Genomic DNA, 12,354 nt, shown 5'->3' with positions numbered 1-12,354 from the left:
CGTCGGGCACCCGGAGCGTCTTTGTCACAGCTTGATCAGGCGTGGCCCCTCTCTTGGTCTGCCATGTTCGTGACATGGCTACGATGGGCCGACTTCGGGGGGCCTGAGGGGGAGTTGACGATGGTGCGACGAAGAACGCTCGCTTGTCTGGGCGTGGCCGCGCTGGTACCGCTGTTCGTGTCCGCCGCCTCCGCGCAGGCGGCGTCGGCCTCACTGACCGTGACCACCCTGGGGCGGCACGGCGCCAAGGTCGCGACGACGGTCACCGTCGTCGCGACGTCCGGCCGGACGTACAGCGTCAGTTCCGGAAAGCGGCTCAGCCTGCCGTCGGGGCGCTACCTGGCGATGACCGACATCTACGAGAGCGCCCCGAACGGTCTGGGCACCGACACCATCGGCGCGCAGGTCGTCCAGGTGTCGGGGCACAAGGCGGTGACGCTGGACGCGCGCAAGGGCAAGGCCGTCAAGGTGTCGCTGGACACGCCCGCCGACGTGACGGGCCCGCCGCGGATCAGCGCGCAGGTGTGCGCCGCCTGGATGGACATGCCCGACGCGTTCAGCGCGGGCGGCTGGAACGACGAGGGCTCTCTCTTCGCCATCCCCAACTCCTCCTCGCTGCTGCAGTTCGGGTATCTGGCGCAGTGGTCGGGCGACGACAGCTACGTCGCCGTGAAGAACAGCAAGGGCATCCCGGCCGCGCCCGGCGGCTCGTTCAAGCGGTCGCGGCTGGCGAGCGTCCATTTCGCCGTGCGCAGCGGAACCGAGCTGGGCAGCCAGGTCTACACCGCGTTGCAGGCGGCGCCGAAGACCGACGACTGCACGACCGACCTGATGGCCGGAGTGCGCGACGAAGACGCTCCGTACGGCGCCACCGTCCATGTGACCCCCGGGACCTGGCAGCCGCGCGACGACATCATGGGCAGCAACGGCGAGAACGTCGGCGGCGGTTTCCCGAAGCTGCGGACGCTGAAGGCGGGGCAGAGCGTCACGCAGTCCTTCGGCCGGGCGGTGTGGGGTCCGACGGACAACCTGCCGGTGCTCGGCCACAGATCCGTCACCTTCTGGCCGGACGCCCTGGTCAACGACACCGACATCGGCGGTGGTTGGGGCGACACGACGAAGGAGACGGTGGTCCTGTCCAAGGGCGGCACCACCGTCAAGAAGCAGACCCTGACCAACTGGCGTACCGAGTACGACGAGTTCTCCGCCGCCGTCCGCTCGGCCGGCTGGTACCGCCTGACCGTCGACGGCCACCGCTACCGCCCGGGCATCACCTTCCCCGCCGGCATGCTGTCGTCGCGCGTCACCCTCGACTGGCACTTCAAGGTGGCCGACCCGGCCAGGTCGTCGGTCGCGCCGGTCTTCCTGACCCGTTTCCTGCCGACCGGGCTCAACGGCCACAACCAGGCCGCGCCGAACACCACCACGACGGTCGGCGTGACTCCCGGGCGCGAGTCCCAGGGAGACGGCACAAGGCTCACCGACGTGGGCGTCAAGTCCGTGCGGGTCTGGTCCTCCGCCGACGGCGGCAGGACCTGGAAGGCGGCGACCGTGACCCACTCCGGCACGGCCTGGCAGGCGTCCGTCCACAACCCGGCCTCCGGCGCCGTCGCCCTGCGCTCCGAGGTGACGGACGCCGCCGGGGACAGCTCGGTGGAGACGGTGTACCGGGCGTACGCCATCGGCTGAGAGCGCCGGGGCAGGGGCCGCTGTCGTCAGGCGCCGGCGCCGCCGTCGACGGGGACGATGGCGCCGGTCACGTAGGAGGCGCGGTCGCTGAGCAGCCACGCGGCGGCCTCGGCCACCTCGCGGGGCTCGGCCATGCGGCCCAGCGGGGTGGCCGCGTTGTTGGCCTCGACGACGCCCGGGGTCGCCGCCTCCCACGCGTCGATCATCTCGGTGGCCGTGCCGCCGGGGGTGATGCCGTTGACGCGGATGCCCTCCGGGCCCCAAGTTTTGGCCGCTGTCTCGGTGATGCTGTTGAGCGCGCGCTTCATGGCGCCGTAGGCGGGCAGGACGGGGTTGGCGCGGCGGCTGCCGATGCTGGAGGTGTTGACGATCGCCCCTCCGCCGGTACGGCGCATGAGCGCGGCCTCGGCGTTCATGGCGGTCCAGTGCGAGCGGAAGTTCACGGCGAACTGCGCGTCGATGTCCTCGTCGCTGGTGGTGTCGAGCGGGCCCGGCTGCTGGATGGCCGCGCCGTTGTTGAAGGCGCCGTCGAGCCGTCCGTGCAGTTCCCCGACGTGGTCGACAGCGGCGCGGATGCTCGCGGGATCGGCGAGGTCCAGGGTGACGGCGTCGGCGACACGGCCTTCGGCGCGGATCTCCTTCACGATCCGCTCCAGGGCGTCGGTGCCGCGGGCGGCGAGCACGACGGCGGCGCCCTCGGCGGCGAAGAGCCGGGCCGCGGCCGCCCCGATACCGCGGCTGGCGCCGGTGATGAACACGACCTTGCCGGTGAGCAGGCCGACGGGTGCGCTGTGGGCGCTGTGCGCGGTGTCCAGGCTGTGCGCGGTGTCCAGGCTGTGAGTGGTGTTCGGGCTGTTCGGTTTGTGAGTGGGGTTCGTCATGACACCCAAGCCTCCGGTCGGCCGCCGGCCGGATACAGGCACAGGCTGTACCAGGATCCGCCGCCGTGCCGCGCGCACACTGGGCGTATGGACAAACAGGAACTCGGGGCGTTCCTCCGCAGCCGTCGCGAGCGGCTGTGCCCACAGGACGTCGGCCTGCCCACCGGACCCCGGCGCCGCACCCCCGGTCTGCGCCGCGAGGAGGTCGCGGTCCTCGCGCACATCTCCACCGAGTACTACGTCCGGCTCGAGCAGGGCAGGGCGCCGCGACCGTCGGCCGAGGTCCTTGCCGGGATCGCGGGCGCGCTACGGCTCACCGACGCCGAGTCCGGCCACCTCCACGTCCTCGCGGGGACGGCGCCGGCCCGTGCCGGGCTGCACCGGCGCGACGTCCGCCCGAGCATCCTCGCGCTCCTCGAACGGCTCCCGCGGACGGCCGGCTTCGTGATATCCGCCGTCTTCGAGGTGCTCGCGTGGAACGACCTCGCGGCCGCGCTCATGGAGGACTTCGCACCGCTGGCCCCGAGGGACCGCAATCTCGCGCGCCGTGCGTTCCTCGGGCCGGCACGGGACGGTGCCACGCCGTACGGGATCTCCGACGCCGCCGAGTTCCGGTACCACGTGGTCACACAGCTCCGCACCACCGTCGCGCGCTACCCGGCGGATCAGGACGTGACCGGACTGGTCGACGAACTGCGCACCGGCAGCCCCCACTTCGCCCGGCTGTGGGAACGGCACGACGTACAGGCCGCGCCGATGCTCACCAAGACCTTCCGCCATCCGACGGTCGGCGAGGTCACCGTCGACTGCGACACGCTCAGCCTCACCGACCGCGACCAGTACCTGGTGCTCTACACGGCGCCACCGGGATCCCGCAGCGCCGAGGCCCTGGACCTGCTGAACGTCCTGGGCGCCGAGGCCGGCCACTACTCGGCCTGACGTCCCCTCCCCGACAACAGCGAGAACCGCGGCTCAGGGCCACACCAGGCAGTACGGCTGATGCCCCGCCTCATGCAGGCGATGGCTGAAGTCCTGCCACTCGTGGAGCAGTTGGTACACGTTGAACGCGTCCCGGGGGCCGCCCCGGTCCGGGACCGTCGACCAGATGAAGGCCGCCGCGCCGACCGCCTCCTCGCCGATGCCGCGCAGGGGGTCGACGACCGTCATGGGGAGCTTGACCACGGCGTAGTCGGGGTGCAGGACGACGAGTTCCAGGGGCGGGACCTTGTGCAGGGGTACGCCTTCTATGCCCGTGAGGACCATCGCCGCCATCGTTTCCGGCTTGATCTTCGTGAACATGCCGTTCATGCCGAGCTCGTCGCCGCCGAGTTCCTCGGGGCGCATCGAGATCGGGACGCGGGCCGCGGTCGCGCCGTCCGGCGCGCCGAAGTACTTGTACGTCACCCCCACCCGACCACCATTCCTGCTCCCCGCCCGCAGCCGGTCGAGCCGGCGGTCGGTCCGCCGGTCGAACGGTTCGGGCTCACTCGGTACACCCTGTCCCTGACGTGTCTCGGTAGCTTCCTCCGCCTCGCGTCGGTGCCTTCCCCGCTGGGCCCGTCGAGGACCCAGGTCGTCAGTCCCCTCGCCCAGTCCGCCACCGCGATGCATATCTCCACCCGACTGCTTTTCTAGGACGCGTGGCCCCCGCCGCGCAACCCGATCATCGTGTCAGTGACCTCCCCCACGGCCGCCCGCCGAAACGTGCGTTGAAACACCTGTCCGCAGGATCTTCGCAGCCCCTGAACAAGCCTCCGTACACCCGGTCGTACGTCAGCCGTACATCCGTACGCACTCCTATACGTACGACAGGGCCGTTCGAGGTGTGTGTATCGGGTCCCAGTTTCGCAGATCACTTCGGGCCACGACTGTTTCTCGGGTCAGCAGAGGGGCGGTGGCGGTGCCCCGCTGCCGCCGCGCCCGGCTGACCTACCCTGGGGAGGTCACCGGGCAACCGGAGCCCGCCCAGCCCGAGAGGTCGGAGAAGCCGCAGGTCATGAGCGAACTGCCATATCCATACGAAGCCCCCGTGTCGCAGGCGCTGTTCGACCGCGCGGCCGCCGTCACGCCCGGCGGCGTGAACTCCCCGGTGCGCGCCTTCCGGGCGGTGGGCGGTACGCCCCGGTTCATGGTGTCGGGCCGGGGCGCGTATCTGACGGACGCGGACGGCCGGGACTACGTGGACCTCGTGTGCTCCTGGGGGCCCATGATCCTCGGCCACTCCCACCCCGAGGTCATCGCCGCCGTTCAGGACGCCGTCTCGCGCGGTACCTCCTTCGGCACGCCCGGTGAGGGCGAGGTCGCGCTCGCCGAGGAGATCGTCGCCCGGGTGGCGCCCGTCGAGCAGGTACGGCTGGTCAGCAGCGGCACCGAGGCGACCATGAGCGCCATCCGGCTCGCCCGCGGCTTCACCCGCCGCTCCAAGGTGATCAAGTTCGCCGGGTGTTACCACGGTCACGTCGACTCGCTGCTCGCCGCCGCCGGCAGCGGGGTGGCCACGTTCGCCCTGCCCGACACCCCCGGGGTCACCGGTGCCCAGGCCGGCGACACGATCGTGCTGCCGTACAACGACCTCGAGGCCGTGAACGAGGCCTTCCACCGGCACCCGGGCGAGATCGCCTGCGTGATCACCGAGGCCTCGCCCGGCAACATGGGCGTCGTGCCGCCGCGGCCCGGGTTCAACCAGGGGCTGAAGGACGCCTGCGCCGAGAACGGCGCGCTGTTCATCTCCGACGAGGTCATGACCGGCTTCCGGACGAGTCGCGCCGGGTGGTACGGCATCGACGGGGTGCGGCCGGATCTCATGACCTTCGGCAAGGTCATGGGCGGCGGCTTCCCGGCCGCGGCCTTCGGCGGCCGGCAGGACGTCATGGAGCACCTCGCCCCCGCCGGGCCCGTCTACCAGGCCGGCACCCTCTCCGGGAACCCGGTCGCCACCGCGGCCGGCCTCGCCCAGCTGCGCCTGCTCGACGACGCCGCCTACGACAAGGTCAACGCCGTGTCGCAGCGGATCCAGGCGCTGGTCACCGAGGCGCTCACCAAGGAGGGCGTCGCGCACCGGCTGCAGAGCGCCTCCAACATGTTCTCCGTCTTCTTCACGGACCGCTCGGTGCGTGACTACGAGGACGCGAAGGCGCAGGAGTCCTTCCGCTTCACCGCCTTCTTCCACTCGATGCTGGCGGAGGGCGTCTACCTCCCGCCCTCGTCCTTCGAGTCCTGGTTCGTGTCCACGGCCCACGACGAACAGGCCGTGCAGCGCATCGCCGACGCCCTCCCGGCGGCGGCCCGAGCGGCGGCGGAGGCCACAGCAGCATGAGCGAGCAGCAGGACATCACGGTCGTACACGTCATGCGGCACGGGGAGGTCGACAACCCGGACGGGGTCCTCTACGGCCGTCTCGCCGGGTACCACCTCTCGGAGCTCGGGCGGCGGATGGCCGACCGGGTCGCCGAGCACCTCGCCTCCCGGGACGTGACGTACGTCTGCGCCTCGCCGCTGGAGCGGGCGCAGGAGACGGCCACGCCGATCGCCAAGGCGCACGGGCTGCCCCTCGCCTCCGACGAGCGGCTCATCGAGGCCGACAACATCTTCCAGGGAAAGACCTTCGGCGTCGGCGACGGCGCGCTCCGGCAGCCGGCGAACTGGAAGTACCTCGTCAACCCGTTCAAGCCGTCCTGGGGCGAGCCGTACGTCGACATCGTCGTACGGATGATGCAGGCGCTGGACTCCGCCAAGGAGCAGGCGCGGGGGCACGAGGCGGTGCTGGTCAGTCATCAGCTGCCCATCTGGACCGTGCGCTCCTACGTCGAGAAGCGGCGGCTGTGGCACGACCCGCGCAAGCGGCAGTGCACCCTGGCCTCGCTGACGAGCTTCACCTACCGGGGCGACAAGATCGTGTCCGTCGGCTACACCGAGCCGGCCCGCGATCTGGTGCCCGCTCATCTCCTCGCGGGCGCCAAGCCGGCGAAGGGCAAGAGCAAGGCTTTCGGCGCCTGAGCCCGCACAGGCCGTTCATCTTGTGTCTTATGACACGTTCGTGACATTTATTGCGGGATTAGTGTGATCGCGAGGAACCTCTCCGTTCGTCATGTCCTCTGAAGGGGTGACCACCAGAGCACATGACGAATCGGGGTTGGAATGCGCGCACTCTCTCGCAGGGGAATGCTCGGGCTGGGCGCGGGAGCCGCGGCGGCCGCCGGACTCGCCGGCTGCGGCACCCTCAAACCGTCAGACGGACCGCACCCCGCCTCGGGTTCCAAGGGCGGCGAGAAGTCCGGGAGTACGGCCCATCCCGCCAGGCCCATCGGCGACGGCTCGACCTCCTTCAGCGGTAAGCAGCCCCACCAGCCGGCCAAGCCCGAGCCCCTGGAGCCCGGCCAGACCCCGCCCCAGTTCGTCATCTTCTCCTGGGACGGCGCCGGTGAGGTGGGCAACGGCCTCTTCCCGCGCTTCCTCGACCTCGCCCAGCAGCACGGCGCGTCCATGACCTTCTTCCTGTCCGGGCTCTACCTGCTGCCCGAGTCGAAGAAGCGGCTCTACGACCCGCCGAACAACCCGCGCGGCGCCTCCGACATCGGCTACCTCACCGACGAGCACGTCAGGGCGACGCTCACCAACGTCCGCCGCGCCTGGCTCGAGGGCCACGAGATCGGCACCCACTTCAACGGCCACTTCTGCTCCGGCCACGGCACCGTCGGCAACTGGACGCCCGCGCAGTGGCGCAGCGAGATCCAGCAGGCCAAGGCGTTCGTGAAGCAGTGGCGCACCAACACCGGCTGGAGTGACCTGCCCTCGCTCCCCTTCGACTACGACAAGGAGCTGGTCGGCGGCCGTACGCCCTGTCTGCTCGGCCAGAACAACCTGCTGCCCACCGCCAGGTCGCTCGGCTGGCGCTACGACGCCTCCTCGCCCGGCGGCCGGCAGGTGTGGCCGGACAAGAAGCTGGGCGTGTGGGACCTGCCGCTGCAGCAGATCCCGTTCCCCGGCCGGTCCTTCGAGGTCCTGTCGATGGACTACAACATGCTCGCCAACCAGTCGGTGAACTCGACCAAGGCGCCCGCCTACAACTACCCGGGCTGGCGTACCCAGTCCGCGCAGGCGTACATATCCGGCTTCCAGCGGGCATACGAGACAAACCGGGCGCCCTTCTTCATCGGCAACCACTTCGAGCACTGGAACGGCGGCATCTACATGGACGCCGTCGAGGAGGCGTTCAAGCACATCGCCCGGGAGAAGGAGAAGGGCGCGGACGTACGGCTGGTCTCCTTCCGGCAGTTCGTCGACTGGATGGACGTGCAGAAGCCGGAGGTGCTCGCCAAGCTCCGTACGCTCGAGGTCGGGCGGGCCCCGGCGGGCGGCTGGAAGACCTTCCTGCGGCCGGCCCCCTCCTCCTCGTCCTCACCCACCGGACAGGCCGCCTGAACTGGGCCTTCTTGGCCCTTCCGGGCCCGCGAGGGGGGCGGGCAAGATCCCCGGAACGGACATGCGAAACTTTTCACATGAGTGCCGCCAGCCGTGTTCCCCTGCGCTCGAGGCGCAGCCGTGCCGTTCTGCTCACCGCAGTCGCCGCGGCCTCGGCGCTGACCCTGTCCGCGTGCAGCTCCGGGGGCACCTCCGGCGGAGGCGGTGACACCAACTTCGTCATGGGCAAGGACGGCATCTCCACCGCCAAGAAGGGGGAGCGCGCCGCCGCGCCCGACCTGTCCGGCAAGACGGTCAACGGGCAGCAGCTCGACGTCGCCTCCTACAAGGGCAAGGTCGTCGTCCTCAACGTGTGGGGCTCCTGGTGCGCCCCCTGCCGCGCCGAGGCGCCGGGCCTGGAGAAGGTCTACGAGAGCCTCAAGGCCAAGGGCGTCCAGTTCGTCGGCATCAACACCCGCGACACCAGCGTCCAGAACGCGGTCGCCTTCGAGAAGCAGATGGGCGTCACCTTCCCCAGCCTCTACGACCCCACCGGCAAGCTGATGCTCCGCTTCAAGAAGGGCACCCTCAACCCGCAGGCGGTGCCCTCCACGCTCGTCCTGGACCGCGAGGGCAGGATCGCCGCCCGCTCGCTGGCCGCGCTCAGCGAGGACAAGCTGCGCGGCATGATCGACCCGGTCCTTGCGGAGAAGTGACGTGACATCGGTCACCACGCTCGCCGCGACGGGCTACAACGGCACGGTGCTCAACGGCGCCCTGCTGGCCGCCCTGCCCATCGCGCTGCTCGGCGGACTCGTCTCCTTCTTCTCCCCGTGCGTCCTCCCGCTCGTCCCCGGCTACCTCTCCTACGTCACCGGCGTCACCGGCACCGACCTCGCCGAGGCCCGGCGCGGACGCATGGTCGCCGGCGCCTCCCTGTTCGTGCTCGGCTTCACCGCCGTGTTCGTCTCCAGCGGCGCCCTGTTCGGCTTCTTCGGCGACACCCTGCAGGACAACAAGGGGATCCTGTCCAAGGTGCTGGGCGTGCTCATGATCCTCATGGGTGTCTTCTTCATGGGCCTGATGCCCTGGATGACCCAGCGTGAGTTCCGCTTCCACAAGCGGCCCGTGGCCGGTCTCGCCGGCGCCCCCGTGCTGGGCGCCCTGTTCGGCATCGGCTGGACGCCCTGCATCGGACCCACGCTCGCCTCCGTACTGGCCCTGTCCTCCCAGCAGTCCAGCGCCGGACGGGGCGCGATACTGACCGTCGCCTACTGCCTCGGCCTCGGCGTGCCCTTCGTGCTCGCCGCGGTCGCCTTCCGCAAGGCGCTCGGCGCCTTCGGCTGGGTCAAGCGCCACTATGTCTGGGTGATGCGGATCGGCGGCACGATGATGATCGTGACCGGTCTGCTCCTCGTCACCGGCGCCTGGGACCGCATCGTGCAGGACATGCAGTCCTGGTCCGCCGGCTTCACCGTGGGGATCTGATCGATGAGCAAGACCACAACCGGTACGACCCCCGAGCGGGCCGAGGACCCGGACCTCGGCGCCGCCGGCTCCCAGCTGTCCACCGCGCCCAAGGAGGACCTGCCGAACCTGCCCTCCCTGGGCGTGATCGGCTGGGCCCGCTGGTTCTGGCGGCAGCTGACCTCCATGCGGGTCGCGCTGCTGCTGCTCCTGCTCGTCTCCCTCGGCGCCATCCCCGGCTCGCTGATCCCGCAGTCCGGCATCGACGCCACCAAGGTCGCCGACTTCCGCAAGGCGCACACCTTCCTCGCGCCCATCTACGACAGGCTCGGCCTCTTCCACGTCTACAGCTCGGTGTGGTTCTCCGCGATCTACATCCTGCTGTTCGTCTCCCTCATCGGCTGCATCATCCCGCGCACCTGGCAGTTCGTCGGCCAGCTCCGCGGCCGCCCCCCGGGCGCCCCCCGGCGGCTGACCCGGCTGCCCGCGTACACGACCTGGCGCACCGAGGCCGAACCCGAGCAGGTCCGCGAGGCCGCGCTCGCCCTCCTCAAGAAGCGCCGCTTCCGCGCCCACCTCGCCGGTGACGCCGTCGCCGCCGAGAAGGGCTACCTGCGCGAGGTCGGCAACCTCGCCTTCCACATCGCCCTGATCGTCCTGCTGATCTCCTTCGCCTGGGGCCAGCTCTACAAGTCCGAGGGCAACAAGCTGATCGTCGAGGGCGACGGCTTCTCCAACACCACCACCCAGTACGACGACTTCAAGTCCGGCAACCTCTTCACCACCGACGACCTGGTGCCGTTCAGCTTCACCCTGGACAAGTTCACCGGCACGTACGAGATGAACGGCCCCAACCGCGGCACCCCGCGCACCTACCAGGCCGCCATCACCTACAGCCAGGGCGCCTACGGCAAGGAGAAGAAGAGGGTCGTCAAGGTCAACGAACCGCTGTCCATCGGCGACGCCAAGGTCTACCTCACCGCCCACGGCTACGCCCCCCTCATCACCGTCCGCGACGGCAAGGGCAACGTCGTCTACCGCGACGCCGTCCCCCTCCTCCCGCTCGACTCCAACGTCACCTCCACCGGCGTGGTCAAGGTCCTCGACGGCTACAGGAACGCCCAGGGCGTCAGGGAGCAGCTGGGCATCTCGGCGTTCTTCCTGCCCACCTACACCAAGGGCAGCGAGACCGCCTCCACCTTCCCCGCCCTGCTCGACCCGGTGCTCAACCTGACGCCGTACCACGGTGACCTCGGGGTCGACTCCGGCATCCCGCAGAGCGTGTACCAGCTCGACAAGTCGCATGTGAAGGAGTTCAAGGACTCCAAGGGCCAGCAGCTCAGGGCCAACCTGAAGCCCGGCGAGACCATGCGGCTGCCCAACGGCGCCGGGTCGATCACCTACGACACCACCAAGGAGTGGGCGAACTTCCAGATCGTCCAGCAGCCCGGCACGGACTGGGCGCTCGCCGGCGCCCTCGTCGCGATCTTCGGCCTCGCCGCCTCCCTGTTCATCCAGCGCCGCCGCGTCTGGGTGCGCGCGGTGACCGGCCCCGACGGCGTCACGGTCGTCGAGATGGCCGGCCTCGGCCGCAGCGAGTCCGCGAAGGTCCCGGAGGAACTCGGCGACCTCGCCGGAATCCTCTACGACCAGGCGCCCGGGGCACCCGAGCCCGAAGAGGACTCCCACGACCACTCCGACGCCGAACCCGACGCCGGCTCCCCAGACCACGACGACTCCACCACCCCCGACCCCCAAGTCGTATCTGCCGAAGGGGCTGAGAAGTGACTCTCTCCGCCGGAACCGAGTTGGCCACCGCGACCAACGAACACCTCGCGAACATCAGCAACACGCTGATCTACTCCGCGATGGCCGTCTACACCCTGGCCTTCTTCACCTACATCGCCGAATGGATCTTCGGCAGCCGCAGCAAGATCGGCCGTACGGCCGCCGCGCTGACCGGCAAGGGCGAGGGCGCCAAGGGCAAGGCCCCGGCCGTCACCGTGCAGAAGGCAGGCGGCACCGCCGTACTGGAGCGGCCCAAGGTCGTCGTACGGTCCGCGGCCGGTGCCCGTGACGTGCCGGACGGGCCCGGGGCGCACGGCGGGGACGAGCAGGGCGACCTCTACGGGCGTATCGCCATCTCGCTCACCGTGCTCGCGTACCTCATCCACCTCGCCGGCGTGATCGCCCGCGCGGCCTCGGTGGAGCGGGCGCCGTGGGGCAACATGTACGAGTTCAACATCACGTTCTCCGCGGTGGCCGTCACCGTGTACCTCACGCTGCTCGCGCTGAAGAAGAACGTCCGCTGGCTCGGCCTGTTCCTGATCACGACGGTCCTCCTCGATCTCGGCATCGCCGTCACTGTCTTGTACACCGCCAGCGACCAGTTGGTTCCCGCCCTTCACTCGTACTGGCTGTACATCCACGTCTCCACCGCCATCCTGTGCGGCGCGGTCTTCTACGTGGGCGCGGTCGGCACGCTGCTGTACCTCTTCAAGGACTCCTACGAGACCAAGCTGGAGAACGGCGGCACGCCCGGCCGCTTCGCCACCTCGGTCCTGGAGCGGCTGCCCGCCTCCGCCTCGCTGGACAAGTTCTCCTACCGCGTCAACGCGGCCGTCTTCCCGCTGTGGACGTTCACGATCATCGCGGGCGCGATCTGGGCCGAATCGGCCTGGGGCCGCTACTGGGGCTGGGACCCCAAGGAGACCTGGGCGTTCATCACCTGGGTCGCCTACGCCTGCTACCTGCACGCCCGCGCCACCGCCGGCTGGAAGGGCCGCAAGGCCGCCTACCTGGCCCTGATCGCCTTCGGCTGCTGGCTCTTCAACTACTACGGCGTCAACATCTTCGTCTCGGGCAAGCACTCCTACGCGGGCGTGTAGCGGCGGCGGGCGTGTGGCTGCCGCGGGCG

11 protein-coding genes are annotated in these 12,354 nt (G+C 70.0%); 9 read left to right on the top strand and 2 right to left on the bottom strand.

Translation table 11 applies throughout. The annotated features are described in order from the left end of the window. Positions 1–120 precede the first annotated feature (120 nt). Positions 121–1,689, top strand: coding sequence for a hypothetical protein (locus MKW14_RS33645; protein ID WP_240869391.1), 1,569 nt, complete (start codon positions 121–123; stop codon positions 1,687–1,689). Between the two features lie 26 nt (positions 1,690–1,715). Here the strand turns inward: MKW14_RS33645 and MKW14_RS33640 are convergent, their stop codons facing one another. Beyond that, positions 1,716–2,570 (bottom strand): SDR family NAD(P)-dependent oxidoreductase, encoded by an 855-nt coding sequence (locus MKW14_RS33640; RefSeq protein WP_240869390.1) that lies wholly within the window; start codon positions 2,568–2,570, stop codon positions 1,716–1,718. Positions 2,571–2,657: 87 nt separating this feature from the next. Here MKW14_RS33640 and MKW14_RS33635 point away from each other — a divergent pair, with 87 nt between their 5' ends. Then, positions 2,658–3,509, top strand: coding sequence for a helix-turn-helix transcriptional regulator (locus MKW14_RS33635; RefSeq protein ID WP_240869388.1), 852 nt, complete (start codon positions 2,658–2,660; stop codon positions 3,507–3,509). A 33-nt stretch (positions 3,510–3,542) separates the two neighbouring features. Here the strand turns inward: MKW14_RS33635 and MKW14_RS33630 are convergent, their stop codons facing one another. Then, positions 3,543–4,181: a hypothetical protein gene (locus tag MKW14_RS33630; protein WP_240869385.1), complete on the bottom strand. Its 639-nt coding sequence runs from the start codon at positions 4,179–4,181 to the stop codon at positions 3,543–3,545. A 385-nt stretch (positions 4,182–4,566) separates the two neighbouring features. Here MKW14_RS33630 and hemL point away from each other — a divergent pair, with 385 nt between their 5' ends. From hemL to ccsB, 7 genes are all read left to right on the top strand, one after another. Then, complete coding sequence (hemL, locus tag MKW14_RS33625; protein WP_240869383.1) at positions 4,567–5,886, top strand: glutamate-1-semialdehyde 2,1-aminomutase; 1,320 nt, start codon at positions 4,567–4,569, stop codon at positions 5,884–5,886. Beyond that, positions 5,883–6,566 carry a histidine phosphatase family protein gene (locus MKW14_RS33620; protein ID WP_240869382.1) on the top strand — a complete coding sequence of 228 codons (684 nt, stop codon included), beginning with the start codon at positions 5,883–5,885 and terminating at the stop codon, positions 6,564–6,566. The genes hemL and MKW14_RS33620 overlap by 4 nt, the downstream gene beginning before the upstream one ends. A 141-nt stretch (positions 6,567–6,707) precedes the next feature. Next, on the top strand, positions 6,708–7,991 hold the full coding sequence (locus tag MKW14_RS33615; protein WP_240869374.1) for a polysaccharide deacetylase family protein: 1,284 nt from the start codon (positions 6,708–6,710) through the stop codon (positions 7,989–7,991). A gap of 77 nt (positions 7,992–8,068) precedes the next feature. Beyond that, a complete protein-coding gene (locus tag MKW14_RS33610) occupies positions 8,069–8,686 on the top strand; it encodes a TlpA family protein disulfide reductase (protein ID WP_240869373.1) in 618 nt (205 codons plus the stop codon). A gap of 1 nt (position 8,687) precedes the next feature. After that, complete coding sequence (locus MKW14_RS33605) at positions 8,688–9,458, top strand: cytochrome c biogenesis CcdA family protein (RefSeq protein WP_240869354.1); 771 nt, start codon at positions 8,688–8,690, stop codon at positions 9,456–9,458. 3 nt (positions 9,459–9,461) lie between these two features. Further along, positions 9,462–11,225 (top strand): cytochrome c biogenesis protein ResB, encoded by a 1,764-nt coding sequence (resB, locus tag MKW14_RS33600; RefSeq protein WP_240869352.1) that lies wholly within the window; start codon positions 9,462–9,464, stop codon positions 11,223–11,225. After that, positions 11,222–12,325, top strand: coding sequence for a c-type cytochrome biogenesis protein CcsB (gene ccsB / locus MKW14_RS33595; protein ID WP_240869349.1), 1,104 nt, complete (start codon positions 11,222–11,224; stop codon positions 12,323–12,325). The genes resB and ccsB overlap by 4 nt, the downstream gene beginning before the upstream one ends. Positions 12,326–12,354: the final 29 nt, after the last annotated feature.

Origin of the sequence: Streptomyces gilvus, assembly GCF_022513565.1 — a bacterium.
In the GTDB taxonomy this organism is placed as follows: domain Bacteria; phylum Actinomycetota; class Actinomycetes; order Streptomycetales; family Streptomycetaceae; genus Streptomyces; species Streptomyces gilvus.
The sequence above is the reverse complement of the archived record's forward strand: the minus strand, read 5'-3'. Positions and strand labels throughout refer to the sequence as shown.